Genomic DNA, 16,130 nt, shown 5'->3' on the forward strand with positions numbered 1-16,130 from the left:
AAACAAACCCTCTAAACCCTTTTACATCAAGGATTTAGAGGGTTTTTCATTTAATTAAGTGTCAAACTCGGGAACCCATCACCTCAAAAATTTCATTGTATATCTAGCCAGCGAAACAACTTATCTTATTTATTATATCTGTCACTTATAAATATATACGTATATGTAACCGGTGTCAATAACAAATAAGTAATTTGTCCGTCTTTTTTTCTTCTTGATTAATGTTTTTGTTAATTATATAATTGCTTTATAGGAGATTGTAAGCGTTACTATAATAAAAATATTTACTGTATTAGTTATTTTTCCACTATCTACTTAATTTAAAGGAGCTGTTTTTATGCAATTAGAACTTGACTCAGCATCACTTCAAGTATATCAAGCTCTCGCTAGCGACGTTAGGCTTAATATCATTCAATTACTCTCAGAAAAAACTTACAATATAAAGGAATTAGCAACCGCTTTGGAGCTTAGTAGCCCAATCGTAACAAAACATATCGAAAAGTTAGAAGCTGCAGGGATTATCCGGACAGAAAAGAAGCCCGCAAAGTCCGGTTTACAACGGATATCAATATTAATTGTTGACCATATTGAGATAAGTTTCCCTAAAAAGATACAAATTTCTTACGCTTCTTATGAAATATCCGTACCAATTGGACATTATACTGATTTCCATGTTGTCCCTACCTGCGGTTTAGCATCTGCTAAGGATTTTATTGGTCCTGTTGATCAACCAAAATACTTCCTTGCGCCTGAAAGGATTTCTGCCGGAATCCTTTGGTTCACACAAGGATTTGTAGAATATAAAATCATCAATCAATTAGAAGAAGGAGATCAATTAAAACAAATTGATATTAGTTTTGAAATCTCTTCCGAGTTTCCCTTCTCCAACTCTGTATGGCCATCAGATATTTCTTTTAGTCTCAATGGGATTAAGTTAGGGGTTTGGCAAAGCCCTGGTGACTTTGCTGACACAAGGGGCAAGCTAACTCCAGATTGGTGGCCAGATAATATCAATCAATATGGGATCTTAAAAACTTTACGTGTTACATCACATGGCACATATATTGATGGAGATCCGATATCAGACATAACAATTGCAGATTTTATTACAATCCACGATAGTTGGACCTTTAGAATTGAAGTAAAAGAAGACGCAGAGCATGTTGGTGGTGTCACTTTATTTGGAGAAAAGTTTGGCAACCATCCACAAGATATTATTTTTAAAACATACTACATTTAAAAGGAAAAGGCGCTTTCATTAAAGTACCTTTTCCTTTTAAAGTTCAGATTATTCGCAGGTTTAATTATATTTTCAATTAGACTATCAAAAGGCAATTGCTCTACCCCGCTATTCTCACTACAACGTTCGTACAATATCTTTTAAAGAAACCATTATGTATTGAGTTATACGAACAAGTTAGTTATACTAGTTTTAAAAATGAGGTAGCACGATTAAGGAGGGTTTAATCTATGAAAAAAAATATCGCTATCATAATCATTATTCTCTTACTCTTTGCTGTTCCAGTTGAGATACAGGCTGGTAATCCCGTGATCAAAGATCGTTACAGCGCTGATCCAGCAGCACTTGTCCATGATGGTAAGGTCTATTTATATACCGGACATGACGAAGCAACTGTCAACGATCATTTTTTTGTTTTAAAAGAGTGGAGTATCTATTCATCTGAAGATATGATCAACTGGTCTTACGAGGGATCATTAGATCGGAAGACTTTTACTTGGGGAATGCACGATACAGCGTGGGCGTCTCAAGCTATCGAACGTGATGGGAAATTTTATTGGTATACAACAGTAAGAAACAATAGTCATGCTGATCCAGGATATGCGATCGGAGTAGCTGTCTCAGACCATCCAGTAGAAGGCTTCACAGATGCTTTAGGAGAACCTTTAATTACGTCAAGTATGACCGAAACACCTGAGCATATGGGGAATGACCCATGGGATGTAATTGATCCAACCATTTTTATCGATGAAGATGGTCAAGCACATATGTATTTTGGCAACACGCACCTCTATTATGTAAAACTCAAGGATAACATGATCGAGTTGGACGGCGAGATTGAACTAGTTGAGATTCAAAACATGCGTGGAACATTTACCGAAGGACCTTTTCTTCACTATGATAATGATCAATATTATTTAACTTTTGCAATCAACTACCCTGAGGAAATTGGTTATGCAACAAGCGATAGCCCAGATGGACCATGGGAATTCCAAGGAAAGATTATGGATCGAATCCCAAACAGCGGGACGAGTCACCCTGCTGTGCTTGAGTTTGAAGATCAATCATATTTCATTTATCACAATACCGCTCTAGCCGGCGGTGGGGAAAACAATCGTTCCGTAGCAATTGAAAGATTACATTATTATGAAGATGGTTCAATTGCAAAAATTATTCCAACCGCTTCAGGCGTAAAAAGCGATAGTTATCTGATCCGACCAATTAATAGTAATCTTGCATTAAGGCAAGTGACCATGGCTTTAAGAGTAGATGAGATCAACGAAGAACATTTTGATTATCGTTGGCATGAAACAGAAAGCTTAGCTTCACTTGGTGACGATTATGTCTCTTATCAAATTGATAATAACCCTGGCGTATATCTAGTCATGACTGAAGAAGGTCAATTAAAATTAGAGAAAAATGATGGGTCTAGCGAATTTTCTGAACGAGCAAGCTTCAGGAAAAGTACTGGATTAGCTGATCAAGATGCCTACTCATTACAACCTTATCTAAATGAGCATTTATATGTTGCTACCATTAATGAAGGCAGCTCAGTCAGTCTAGTTGATGCTAGTCAATTAGAAAGTGAAGCTGCTGCGACATTTACCATTGAACAAGCAGCACCAATTATTCCGCCTAATCCAAATGAAGCAAATGATACTACTGAGCCAAAAGAATCGGAAGAGCCATTAGAACAGGAAGTAGAAGAAGATAAGACTGAAGAAGTTAACGATCAACTAGACCAAACGAAAACGGAAACATCAAATCAGCTGACCTGGATGACAATTATTTTAGTAAGTTTAATAGTTGCAGCTGGTATAAGCTACTATCTCTTGCGTAAACGTAAATAGTCTGTAATCAACTCAACTCACCATACATTAGAAAGAAAGTCACGGTTGTACCGCTGACTTTCTTTTTTCATTTTATTACGGTATGATTAATAGTTAGGGACTCGAAATATTTTGAAGGAAGGGATTTATATCCAAGAAGAAAAACTGATCAAACGGAATGTCACCATTATGTGGATTGCAAATTTTTTTATTTCCGGAAGTATTACAATGGTACAACCGTTTTTGTCGCTTTACATTGATACACTTGGTAATTATTCAGAAAGCCAAATCCAAACGTGGTCAGGATTAATCTTTAGCATTACCTTTGTGACGGCTTTTATATTTTCTCCCGTTTGGGGGAAGATTGGTGATCGATTCGGACGAAAGCCAATTCTAGTTGCATTTGCTTTTGGACTTAGTCTATCTCTATTTTTAATGGGTTATGTGACTTCGATTTTCCAACTATTTATCCTCCGCATGTTTATGGGAGTTTTTACGGGATTTGTTTCAATGTCCCAAGCACTTATTTCTACTCAAACCTCTAAGCGTGTAGCGGGTCAAGTTCTCGGCACACTACAAACCGGTAGTATTGTTGGGACGTTATTAGGTCCACTGCTTGGTGGATTTTTAGCCGACTTGTTTGGTTATTCTGCTACGTTCATTTGGCTGTCGCTTATTTTAGTGATCACTAGCTTTTTAGTTGCATTTGGCGTTAAAGAATTTACAATTAATGAAGAACAATACAAAGTGAATTATACTAGTAAACAAGTATTCGTTCATATTTTAAAACATCCGATGCTTTTAATTGTGATGCTAATGTCGATGATTGTCCAAATTGCAAACTTTAGCATCCAACCGATTCTTTCCTTGTTTGTCGGTGAATTAAATGGGATTGGACATATCGCCTTCTTCTCTGGCTTAGCTTTTTCAGTGACTGGGTTAGGCAACCTATTAATGGCTCAACGTTGGGGGCAACTCGGTGACCGACTCGGTTATATAAAAATTTTAACAATCTTATTATTTGCTTCAGCAATCGTTTACTTCCCCGGTGGATTTGTGACCGAACTTTGGCAACTGATTCTTTTACGCTTTTTCTTGGGACTTGTTTTTGGGGGTATTATTCCACTTAGAATTGCTTATATCCGTCAAGAAGCACCGCTTTCTATGCAAGGTGAAGTACTCGGCTATAATACGAGCTTACGTTTCTTTGGTAACATGATTGGACCGATTTTAGGTGGATTCATAAGTGCACAGTTTGGTTATTCCGCTGTTTTTATTTCAACAAGTTTACTATTATTATTTTCGGGTGCTTTAATGGTAGTCGCTAAGCGCCGTTATCCTGAACTTGCTGCCAACGATCATTAATAATTAAAAGCCAACTAACTTGAATCATTGAGTTGGCTTTTAATTATTTCTTCATTCTATTTTTATCTTTTTGCGATTAAATCGATTTCTACTTTCACATCTTTAGGAAGCTTGCTCACTTCAATTGTCGCACGAGCTGGATAAGGCTCAGTTAAAAATTGAGCATATGTTTGATTTAATTGATCGAAATCTGCTAAGTCTGTTAAATAAATCGTAAATTTAATCACGTTAGCAAAGGTTAAATTTGCTTCTTGTAAAATCGCCTCTAAGTTCTTCATCACTTGAGTCGTCTGTTCTTCAATCGTCTGACCAACGACCTCCATTGTTTTTGGATCCAATGGAATTTGCCCTGAAACAAAAACTAAATTCCCTGTATCAATCGCTTGTGAGTATGGTCCGATTGCTTTTGGGGCAAAGTCTGTTTGAATTTTTTTATTCGCCATGTTAGACATCCTCTCTGCTCTTACTAATTTAAATTTTAACATAAGTTCTTTTCTTTAGTACAATAGATTTAATATCACTTTCTGATGAAGGAGAATTTGTATGATTAAAACTTTTCAACTTAGAACTCGAGCGCATAGTGAGATGATTGAGATTACTGATCAAATTCAACAGTGGTTGAGTGAAGAACAAATAACCACTGGGCTTGTTGTCGTCTCTTCAATGCACACGACTGCGGGAATCACTGTTAATGAAAACGCTGATCCAGATGTTAAGACTGACTTTCTACGCCGATTAGATGAAGTTTATCCGTGGGATCACGACAAAGACCTTCACATGGAGGGTAACACAGCAGCCCATCTAAAAACAAGCACGGTCGGACATGCTCAAACATTAATTGTCTCACAAGGTAGACTCATGCTCGGCACATGGCAAGGTATCTATTTCTGCGAATTCGACGGCCCCCGTTCAAGAAAATATACCGTAAAAGTAATCCAACATTAATATTTTTTAAAGTTAAATCAACGGCAGAGATTTCTTTTGCCGTTGTTTTTTTAAATTAGTTGTTTTAGTTGCTCAACAACAGCTACTAAATCAGCATGGATGACATGATCAAATAAATCATCCATCGGGGTTGGATCGCGGTTGACGATGGCCATTGGGATGCCATATTGCTTTGCTGAACTTGGTAATAAACTAAATGGGGTAACTAATAATGAAGTACCAAGAACAAGCATCAAGTCACTCGATGCGATTGCCATTTCTGCCTCACTATGTTTTGTGATCGGATCACCAAAGAGAACGATATCTGGCCTAACAACAGTTTTACAGTCCGTAGTCGTACAAACAGGCACATCATGCTCCATCAAATAAGCTAAATCATAATGTGCACCACACACTGGACAAGTTGCTGTGTTTAAATTACCATGATATTCAACCACATGTTTGTTGCCCGCTAAGCTGTGTAAGGAGTCAACATTTTGTGTCACAATCGAAATGTCTTTACCTTGCGTCTCAAGCTCCGCTATAAAATTGTGTACCTCGTTTGGTTGGAAATTTCTTAACAGTTTAATTTGAAAAATCTCTTTATATTTTCGCCAAAAATCGTAGGGATCTTTTGTGTAATAATCAACTGATGTATAATACTCTCGCGAACGGTCTTCCGTCCAAATCCCGTCTGTTGACCTGAAGTCTGGTATACCACTAGCTGTAGAAACACCTGCGCCAGTAAGAAAAACAATTGATTTTGCTTCTGAAATTAGCTTTGCTAATTGATTGATTTGTTTCACTTTTATCAAACCCCTTTAGTCTTATTCTATCATAAGCTTTGACCAACTGTCGGTTGGCTATTTTTTTTTGAAAAACAAATAAGTCGACAGGTCATTAACCGATCGACTTATTTTAAAATTTTCTATTATTCTTTAACTGCTAACGCAACAACTGACATCGGAGGCAACGTTATTTTTAACTTATTGCCTTGTTGTTCAAAATCAGTAAATTCAGTTGGCTTAACTTTTTCAGGTTGTTCAAATGTATTATGATCATTCATTTTATCTGATGTAATCACTTCACCTGTAACTTCGTTTAGCAATGCTCCACGTAAATCAAACTCAACAACTGTTTGATGATCTTTATCTGCGTTTGTGAGGGTAATATTAATCGTTCCATCAGCTTGTTTAGAAGCAGAGCCATTAACTTGCGGATACTCTTTACCATCTACTTCAAGCATATTTGATTCGATATTCAATGCAACACGTTCTGCATCTTGGTGTACTTTATACATTCGAAAAACATGATAAGTTGGTGTTAATAACATCTTATCTTCTTCAGTTAAAACCATTGATTGGATGACGTTAACCATCTGAGCAATATTCGCCATCTTAATCCGATCATTGTGATTGTTAAAGATATTTAAAGAAATTCCAGCAATAACTGCATCACGAACCGTGTTTTGTTGATATAGGAAGCCTGGATTTGTGCCTGGTTCAACATCATACCATGCACCCCACTCATCTACGATCATTGCAATCCGTTTTTCGGGATCGTATTTATCCATAATCGTGCTATGTTTGTTAATTAGTTCTTCAATGTAGTATGCTTTCTGGATAGAGATTTCCCATTCTTTATCACTAAAGCGAACAGCATCACCTTTATCCCAAAAACCACCTGGGTGAACATAATAATGCAAACTTAAACCATCCATATGCGGAGTGGCTTCTCGCATCATTGTCTCTGTCCAATTAAAATCATCTACATTAGCGCCTCCAGCAATTTTGAAGATTTTATTGTCACCATAGTTTCGGACATATGTTTGAAATCGACGGTAAAGGTCAGCATAATATTCTGGCCGCATATGACCACCACAGCCCCAGTTCTCATTACCAACACCAAAATATTTCACTTTCCATGGCTTTTCTTGTCCATTCTCTTTCCGCCAATTAGCCATTGGTGATTCGCCATCAAAGGTCATATATTCAACCCACTCTGACATTTCTTGTACCGTTCCACTCCCAACATTTCCGTTGATATAAGGTTCGGTATCCAATAACTCACATAACTTCATAAACTCATGTGTTCCAAAATGGTTGTTTTCGACGAGTCCACCCCAATGCGTATTGACCATCCGCTTACGTTCTTCACGCGGACCAACACCATCTTTCCAGTGGTATTCGTCAGCAAAGCAACCACCTGGCCAACGCAGAACTGGGATACTGAGATCTTTTAACGCATTTAATACGTCATTACGAATGCCATGAGTATTAGGAATTGATGAATCTTCTCCAACCCACAATCCTTCATAAATACAACGTCCTAAATGTTCGGCAAATTGACCATAAATATTTTTGTCGATTTTCCCTTTTGAAACATCTGCATTCAATACAATTTTGGTCTTCATTTGGTCACACCTTTATTTAAGTTCTATTTTTAGTAATTGACAAGCATGTGGTCGTAGATGGCTTTTAATCTCTTGATTAACCAACGGCATTGTCTGTTTTTGCCACAAATCAGTCAAAGACTTAATCTGGTTCGATTTGATGCCGATATCATCCAGATCTACGGACACTGTTTGCGCTACATCAGCAATGTTAAACAGAGCGACGTATAATTCCTGATCTGCACCATTTGACTGCCAAACGACTCTGTCTTGATAACGATAAACTTGCCGCGCATCAGAGCCTTCTCGATGCATTTTTAATACTTCTTCATTCGTTAGTAATGATAAAGTAAACTCATCATTATCACGCATCTCTCCACCAAACATTAATGGTGATCTAAAAATCGTCCAGAGCGTCATCATTGTGATTTGTTCGTCTTGAGTAAAGCGGGTATAGCGATCACTCGCCCCACCATCGACTGAACGGATACCAATATGACCTAAGGGTAACATGTCCGCATCTGGCCAATAACCTGGGCCAACATTTTTGCTCCAGCGATAGCAACGATCAAACATACCATATAGAAGCTCCCATAAATCCCAAAAATCATCCGTCATTCGCCACATGTTTGCATTTTCCTCAAGAATCGCTGCATCATTTAAGTGTGCAGGTCCTGGCGACAAGCTTAATACCATAGGACGACCACAGCGATCAATTGCTTTTCTGATCATCTTGATTTCCTCTAGATGAGCTCCATAAAGTTTAGAATCAGCTATATCATCAACCTTAATAAAATCAACTTCCCACTCTGCATATAACTCAAATAATGAGTCGTAATACATTTGTGCTTCCTTCTTTGTATGATCTAAACCATACATGTCTGTATTCCATGGACAAATAGAGTTTTGATGAGCAATCTCACTAGCCCTAACTTCTGTTCCTTTAATTTTAGTATTTTGATGAACAGCTTGTCTCGGAATGCCACGCATGATATGAATCCCAAACTTCAAGCCTAAATCATGTACATAATCAGCTAACGGCTTAAATCCCTTCCCATCTTTTGCAGATGGGAAACGATTTTCTGCCGGAACTAATCGCGAATATTCATCCATTTCTAACGGAACAAATGGTCGATAGGCAGATGATATTGCGCCAGGTTCAGACCACTGAATATCAACTACAACATATTCCCAGCCGTGTTGCTTTAAATGCTTCGCCATATAATCGGCGTTACCTTTTACTTCAGATTCTTTAACAGTTGCACCATAGCAGTCCCAGCTGTTCCAACCCATAGGGGGAGTTTTTGCATAATTATGATGTTTCATATTTTATTAACCTCTACTTTTTTTTAATCGAATTACGTTCCAAGATGTTTTTGATAATTGTGCTGTTAACATACCATTATCAAGCTTAGAATTGGTGTTATGCTGTGGCTGAACTGCTTGATGATCAGCTGTGTTGACCGCTTTTAAGTCATCATTGACTAATTCAATGTGCTCAACAAGCTGATAATCTTCGAAACTTCTTAAATCAATATCGATTGGCATACCAGATTCTAAATGCTTGTTAACGAGAAAAATCGTTACTTCTTCTTTTTCTTCGTTATAAACAGCTGCACTATCAACATATGGCACGTCAGTAAAGTCTCGACTATCATATTTAGGTGTTGATAGAATAGGTTTTAATGAAATACCTCGACCATAAACAGATGCGTGCATATATGGATAGAAAATTGTTTGTTTCCATGAACGACCTTCGTTTTCAGTCATAATTGGTGCAATAACGTTAACAAGTTGTGCCATTGCAGCCATCTTAACTCGATCGGCATGTTGTAAAAACGTGATTAATAAACTTCCGACTAATAATGCATCTTCAAAGTTATAATGATCTTCTAATTGAGGTGGAGCAATTGTCCATGGCTCAATTTGCTTGTCTGCATCATTTGAGTGATACCAGACGTTCCATTCATCAAAACTTAATTTAATTGTCTTCTTACTACGACGTTTTGCTTTAATATAATCACATGTTGCAATAACTGATTTAATAAAATGATCCATTGCTAAATTCTTAGCTAAATAGTTCGCTGGATCATTCGAACGGTTACCGTAATACTGGTGTAATGAAATGTAGTCAACATGATCATAAGCAAGATCTAACGTTGTCGCCTCATATTCTGGGAAAGTAGGCATTTCTGAGCTTGAGCTTCCACAAGCAACAAGTTCAATCGTCGGATCTACAAGTTTCATTGCTTTCGCTGTTTCATTTGCGATTCTACCATATTCATATGCTGTCTTATGTCCTATTTGCCATGGACCATCCATTTCGTTGCCTAAGCACCACGTCTTAATATTATGTGGTTCTTCATAGCCATGAGAACGACGTAAATCACTCCAGTACGTTCCACCTGGGTGGTTCGTATATTCAAGTAAATTTCTAGCCGCATCAATTCCACGTGTTCCTAAGTTAACTGCCATCATTACTTCAGAGCCAGCCTTCTTAGCCCAATCAACAAATTCATTCGTCCCGACTTCATTTGTTTCAATTGTGCGCCACGCTAGTTCTAGTCGACGTGGACGTTCATCTTTAGGTCCAACACCGTCCTCCCAATTATAAGCAGAGACCATATTTCCACCTGGGTAGCGTACGATTGGGACATTTAATTCTTTAACAAGTTCAATCACATCTTTACGGAAGCCTTGTTCATCAGCTTCTGGGTGACCTGGTTCGTAAATCCCACCGTAAACTGCTCTTCCTAAGTGTTCAATAAATGAGCCATAAATACGTTCATCAATTTTAGCAATTTGGTAACTTTTATCTAAGATCATTGTTGTTTTTAATTTTGACATGGTTATCCTCCAAAAAAAATTATTTAAATAAATTCTGAAATGACTTAACGAAAAAGCCGTATCTTTAGCAAACTTAATTCAAATATTTAATCGTTATTTTGCCTCCTTTATTTAAATATACGTATATGTTTACGTTTACATTATAGCTACATTTATATATCATTTCAATTCATAACTTTAAAAGTATCGTGTTAACAAGTAAATTAGTCCGAATTATTCAGATGACTATGCATTATTCCCGTTCACCTTTTAAACGAGTGAGTGCGTACATATAAATGAAAGTCATTTAGTTAAGCGTTACCATTTACTTTGATAGACGAGCAGCTTATTACTCGAGCGGACAACTCTCTGACCTTGTTTACTTTTCGATCACCTTTTTACCTAGGGTTACAATTCCATTTTGATCATAACCAACAAATACAATCGTCTTTAACCAGCGTTCCCAGTCCCAACTTTCATTTACTTTTCCTTCAATCAGCTGACCATTTAAATTTAAAGTAAATGAATTCGTGTTTGTTTGTTTGGTAAAGTAAGCTTGTCCATCCGACTCAGAGACAGATACTTCGATCGATTCATCTTGCTCATCATTATTAGGATCGACCTCGAAAAACTCCCAGTTTCCGATTAACTCACTTTGTTCAACTGGTCGATTCGTTTCTCCGGAGAACCTTTGTGGTGAAACGAGTGGCCATCCTTCATCTGTCCAAAAAATCTTTCGAATTTGTAAATAATGTACATGTCGATTTTCTGCAGTTCTAATATGATGACAAACATAGTAATCAGAGCCATCTTTTAAAATCGAATTATGACCTGGTGCAATCCAGCCCGGGTGATCCTTGAATTTGTATCCACCTAAAACTTTCATGCCAATTTCCTTTTGTGGTGAATCAATATCTGTCATTTTAAGTCCGTTGTAATCATAATATGGACCAGTTATATTTTTTGATCGCGCGACTCGGATATTATAATCTGCAGACAATGAATCGTAGGATACGAATAAATAATAGTACTCGGTATCAGGATTATAAACAATGTATGGACCTTCAATCGCTCGATCGACTGTACGATTACGCTTAGCAATTAAGGTTCCTTTACCTTTTTCAATAAACTTTCCTGTTTGAGGATCTATTTTGTTTATATGTATCCCACCAAAAAAAGAGCCATAAACAATCCACGGTTGTTTATTACGATCAAAAATCATGTTTGGATCAATTGCATTTGGCTCTTCATCTTCTCCTTGCCGTGATTGATAAACCAGACCTTGATCTTGATATGGTCCTTCAATATGACTGCTTGTAGCAACCCCAATAAAGGATTGAGTTTTACCAAATTGACTTGCTGAATAATAAAGGAAATACTTATCATTCATCTTAACAATTTCAGGTGCCCACATTCCTTTTGCACCTGTCCAATCATAAGCTTCTTGTGGAACTCCATTTTCAAATGCATGGCCTACCCATTGCCAATTAATCAAATCCTGTGATTTGCGGATTTGAATACCCGCTTTAAAGTGAGCTCTTGTTCCAGTATCCGTTGAAAAAGTATAATACCAGTCCCCATCCTTAATAATCGCTGGATCATGGGCGCCAAAAGCCCCCCAATTTTGCTCACTCATATTAAAATCCACACTAAATAGATCATCTTTTGGTATACGTTGTGCTTCAATCAAAAGTTAACACCTCTCTTAGGTTTAAACGCTTTCATTTTACAAAAAAAACCGTAAACAACAATGTTATCACGGCATCTACTTGGTTTCTAGACTAGCTGTTGAATTTCGGATAACTAATTCTGGCTCAAATACAATGGGTTCAAATGTACCTTTTGATTTTTGTGAATTACCACTTGTATTTTTTACGATATCAAGAATCATTTTCCCTGCAGCTTCACCAAGTCCGGTTTGCGGATGCTTTATACTTGTTAGTTTCACCTCAGATACTTCAGCTAAGAATGAGTCATCAAAGCCAACGATTGAAATATCTTCAGGAACGCGCATGTCTTTTTCCCGAATCACATCGAGTAAAGCGAGAGCCAACTCGTCATTATAACAAACAATTGCTGTTGGGCGTTCTTTCACTGGTAGGTCAAGAATTTTTTCCAACTCAGCCTTTGGTTTATGGTACTTATCTTCAGTTTTATACGTAATAATATTGTTCGGGTTCAGCGTGATGCCATTTGTTCGATGTGCCTTTAGATAACCTTTCATTCGTTTAGGCCCTTGACCATCATCATTTTTGAAAAAGCCAACAATGTTCTCATGACCTAATTCGATTAAGTGCTCCGTTTGAAGGAAGCCACCTTTTTCATCATTTAGCGTGATGCTAAGAGGCTCTAATTCATCATAATAAGCATTAATCATAATATAAGGAATGTCTTGGCGCTCTAAGTTTAAGTAATAATTAATGTTTGGATTACTCATCGCACTTTTTGTCGGTTCAACAATAACGCCATCAAAATGTTGCGTTAAAATACGCTCTAAAAAGTGACGTTCTTTACTGTGATCATTATTCGTACTAAAAAGGCTCACATGATAGCCGTTTTTACTTAGGTAAGATTCTGCTCCTCTTATAATTGACGGGAAAATATAATCAGAGATATATGTCGTAATAATCGCAATATTTTTCTGATTTGAGATCGACTTATTAATGTTTTCTTTTGACCGATCAGCACAAAATGTTCCAGCACCTTGTTTCCGATAAAGCCAACCTTGATTAACAAGCTCGCCAACAGCTAATCTTACTGTATGACGACTTACATTAAATTTCCGCATCAATTCACTTTCAGAGCTTATCTTTTGATGGGGTTGAAAGGATCCATCTAATATTTTTGATTTAATTGCTTGTTTAACTATACTGTACTTTGTTTGCATATATCGCACCTCATCATCATTTAACTCATCACATACTTACCTAAGTTTATCATATTTCAGTCAATCCGTAACACCAAACATTAACTTAATTAAGTAAAAAATAACATCATTTTGTTATCTGTTTATCAAATAGTGTTTTAGGTAGGGAAGCATAAAGACATCCCTACCTAAACTTTTTCATTATCGGCGATAAACAACTTCATTCCATTTCAATTCATTTTTGAATTGACGTAAGTTTAAATCATCATCAATTACAACACATTCGATGTCAGCCATTTCAGCAAAATCAACCATTTGTTCTGTCGTTACAACGAATGAAAGAACTGTATGGTGCGCTCCACCTGCATGAATCCAAGCTGTTGTCGCTTCAGCTAATGATGGTTTTGGTTCCCAAATTGCTTTTGCAACTGGTAGGTGTGGTGTTTCCTTTTCTGGTTGTTCTGCGCGAACTTCGTTAACGATTAAACGATAACGTCCGCCCATCTCAACTAACGATACGTTAATCGCTTCGCCACCTTTACCGTCAAACACAAGACGTGCTGGGTCTTCGCGATCACCAATTCCTAATGGGTTAACAATAATTTTTGGTTTTGTTGCTGAAATTGTTGGACATACCTCTAACATATGTGAACCTAGGATCTTTTCATTGCCTGGCTCTAAGTGATACGTATAGTCTTCCATGAATGATGTCTCTTTATTGTCAGCAAGAACCTTCATCAATCGTGTTAATGCTGCAGTTCGCCAGTCACCTTCACCTGCAAAACCATAACCTTGTTCCATCAGGCGTTGAGCAGCAAGTCCTGGTAACTGTTTCATACCGTGTAGATCTTCAAAGTTTGTTGTAAATGCATTATAGTTTCCTTTAGCTAGGAATGATTTTAATGCTAATTCGATTTTACCTTGGTAAAGAATCGCATCGCGCATTGCACCTGGCTTGCTTGCTTCTTCAGGTAGCTCATACATTTCTTCATATTCTTGATAAAGTTTTTCAAGATCTTCATCTTTAACTTGGTTAATTTCTTCGACTAGGTCACCAATACCGTAATAGTCAACTGTCCAACCAAATTTAATTTGTGCTTCAATCTTATCACCGTCAGTAACTGCAACATTACGCATGTTATCACCGAATCGAGCAACACGAATGTTCATACCTTCTTTAACACCAATTGCAGTCTTCATCCAATCAGCTATTTGATTATGGACATTTTCATCTTTCCAATAACCAACGATTACTTTTCGACCTAAGCCTAAGCGCGTTCCGATAAATCCGTACTCACGGTCACCGTGTGCTGCTTGGTTTGTGTTCATAAAGTCCATATCGATTGTATCCCATGGGATGTCTCGATTATATTGTGTATGAAGATGGAGCAATGGCGTTTGCAGTGATTTTAAGCCTGCGATCCATGATTTCGCTGGTGAAAATGTATGCATCCAAGTAATAATTCCTGCACATTCGTCACTTCCATTTGCTTCTTGAACGAGTTTGTAAATTTCATCTGCTGTTGTAACAACTTTTTTGAATTCGATTTGATTAGGTAAGATCCCTGACTCATTTAGGCCTGCCACAACTTTCTTTGAGTTGTCTTCTACTTCTAGGATAGTTTCTGGCCCATAAAGTGGTTGACTTCCTGTGATGAACCAAAATTTATAAGGTTTTACTGTTAACATATGATGCCCTCCATTGTGTTTAATCAATTTTTTATAAAAACAGGGTTTTACTGACCGTAATAGGCGTCTTTTCCGTGTTTTCTTAAATAATGCTTGTCTAATAATGCTTGTTGCATTCTTGATGCTTCTGGATTAATTTGATACGTGTGAATTGCCATTTTAGCTACTTCTTCAAGTACTACAGCGTTGTGAACCGCTTCTTCTGGGTCTTTCCCCCAGTTAAATGGTGCGTGTCCATGGACTAAAACACTTGGAATTGCTGCTGGGTCAATGTCTTTAAATGTTTCCACAATAACATTTCCTGTTTCTAGTTCATATTCACCACTAATTTCAGCTTGTGTCATTCTTCGTGTACATGGAATATCACCATAAAAATAATCCCCATGCGTTGTGCCTAAGGCAGGAATTGATTCTCCCGCTTGTGCCCAACTTGTTGCCCACGGTGAGTGTGTATGAACAACGCCACCGATGTCAGGGAAATTTTTATATAACACTAAGTGCGTTGCTGTATCAGAGGATGGCTTTTTCGTACCCTCGACAATGTTTCCATCTAAATCAACAACAACAAGATCTTCAACCGTCATTTCATCATAGGGAACCCCACTTGGCTTAATAACAACAAGTCCAGATTCTTTATCGTAACCACTGACATTTCCCCATGTAAACGTTACTAAATTATAGTTAGGTAAATCTAGGTTTGCTTTAAGTACTTTTTCTTTTAACGCTTCTAGCAATAGACTTCAACACCTTCCTGCCGAAAAAATTTTCTTGTACGGATATTTAAATGCATATTTATATATTAATACAATTCGTACGTACATTCAATAAGAAAACATTGAAATATTAAGAGAAAATTAAATTTGAACAATTATTCGACCTAATGATTGTTCGGATAAGAGTTTAGGTAACGTTTCTTCTAATTGCTCTCGGGAGTTTGACACTTTGAATTACAAAAAACATTAAGAAGCCTTGATATGGCTTATTTTTTTTGTCAAATTT

General features: G+C 37.2%; 13 protein-coding genes. 4 read left to right on the plus strand and 9 right to left on the minus strand.

Going from position 1 to position 16,130, the window contains the following annotated elements:
* Positions 1-337: 337 nt before the first annotated feature.
* The 3 genes from ABD814_RS03025 to ABD814_RS03035 all read left to right on the plus strand — a co-directional run bounded on the left by ABD814_RS03025 (position 338) and on the right by ABD814_RS03035 (position 4,434).
* The gene (locus ABD814_RS03025) at positions 338-1,240 is read left to right on the plus strand and encodes an ArsR/SmtB family transcription factor (protein ID WP_344910210.1); all 903 of its coding nucleotides are present in this window, start codon (positions 338-340) and stop codon (positions 1,238-1,240) included.
* A 230-nt stretch (positions 1,241-1,470) separates the two neighbouring features.
* Positions 1,471-3,090 (plus strand): family 43 glycosylhydrolase, encoded by a 1,620-nt coding sequence (locus ABD814_RS03030; protein WP_344910212.1) that lies wholly within the window; start codon positions 1,471-1,473, stop codon positions 3,088-3,090.
* A 111-nt stretch (positions 3,091-3,201) separates the two neighbouring features.
* Entirely contained in the window at positions 3,202-4,434 is a 1,233-nt protein-coding gene (locus tag ABD814_RS03035) for an MFS transporter (RefSeq protein WP_425549049.1), read from the plus strand.
* A 62-nt stretch (positions 4,435-4,496) separates the two neighbouring features.
* Here the strand turns inward: ABD814_RS03035 and ABD814_RS03040 are convergent, their stop codons facing one another.
* The gene (locus ABD814_RS03040) at positions 4,497-4,877 is read right to left on the minus strand and encodes a RidA family protein (protein ID WP_344910214.1); all 381 of its coding nucleotides are present in this window, start codon (positions 4,875-4,877) and stop codon (positions 4,497-4,499) included.
* Between the two features lie 100 nt (positions 4,878-4,977).
* Here ABD814_RS03040 and ABD814_RS03045 point away from each other — a divergent pair, with 100 nt between their 5' ends.
* Entirely contained in the window at positions 4,978-5,379 is a 402-nt protein-coding gene (locus ABD814_RS03045; RefSeq protein WP_344910216.1) for a secondary thiamine-phosphate synthase enzyme YjbQ, read from the plus strand.
* Positions 5,380-5,429: 50 nt separating this feature from the next.
* On the opposite strand, the gene ABD814_RS03050 is transcribed toward ABD814_RS03045, so the two are convergent.
* The 8 genes from ABD814_RS03050 to araD form a co-directional block, all read right to left on the minus strand.
* A complete protein-coding gene (locus ABD814_RS03050) occupies positions 5,430-6,164 on the minus strand; it encodes an NAD-dependent protein deacylase (RefSeq protein WP_344910218.1) in 735 nt (244 codons plus the stop codon).
* A 125-nt stretch (positions 6,165-6,289) separates the two neighbouring features.
* On the minus strand, positions 6,290-7,771 hold the full coding sequence (locus ABD814_RS03055) for an alpha-N-arabinofuranosidase (RefSeq protein ID WP_344910220.1): 1,482 nt from the start codon (positions 7,769-7,771) through the stop codon (positions 6,290-6,292).
* 12 nt (positions 7,772-7,783) lie between these two features.
* Positions 7,784-9,076, minus strand: a complete 1,293-nt coding sequence (locus tag ABD814_RS03060; protein WP_344910222.1) for a glycoside hydrolase family 27 protein — start codon at positions 9,074-9,076, stop codon at positions 7,784-7,786.
* Positions 9,077-9,082: 6 nt separating this feature from the next.
* Positions 9,083-10,597 (minus strand): arabinosylfuranosidase ArfA, encoded by a 1,515-nt coding sequence (gene arfA, locus ABD814_RS03065; RefSeq protein ID WP_344910224.1) that lies wholly within the window; start codon positions 10,595-10,597, stop codon positions 9,083-9,085.
* 358 nt (positions 10,598-10,955) lie between these two features.
* Entirely contained in the window at positions 10,956-12,266 is a 1,311-nt protein-coding gene (locus ABD814_RS03070; protein WP_344910226.1) for an arabinan endo-1,5-alpha-L-arabinosidase, read from the minus strand.
* A 75-nt stretch (positions 12,267-12,341) separates the two neighbouring features.
* Positions 12,342-13,463 (minus strand): GntR family transcriptional regulator, encoded by a 1,122-nt coding sequence (locus ABD814_RS03075; RefSeq protein WP_344910228.1) that lies wholly within the window; start codon positions 13,461-13,463, stop codon positions 12,342-12,344.
* A 180-nt stretch (positions 13,464-13,643) separates the two neighbouring features.
* Complete coding sequence (gene araA, locus ABD814_RS03080; protein WP_344910230.1) at positions 13,644-15,131, minus strand: L-arabinose isomerase; 1,488 nt, start codon at positions 15,129-15,131, stop codon at positions 13,644-13,646.
* Positions 15,132-15,178: 47 nt separating this feature from the next.
* Positions 15,179-15,865 (minus strand): L-ribulose-5-phosphate 4-epimerase, encoded by a 687-nt coding sequence (gene araD / locus ABD814_RS03085; protein WP_344910231.1) that lies wholly within the window; start codon positions 15,863-15,865, stop codon positions 15,179-15,181.
* Positions 15,866-16,130 lie beyond the last annotated feature (265 nt).

The sequence above is a fragment of the Amphibacillus indicireducens genome (assembly GCF_039539605.1).
Classification (GTDB): Bacteria; Bacillota; Bacilli; order Bacillales; family Amphibacillaceae; genus Amphibacillus; species Amphibacillus indicireducens.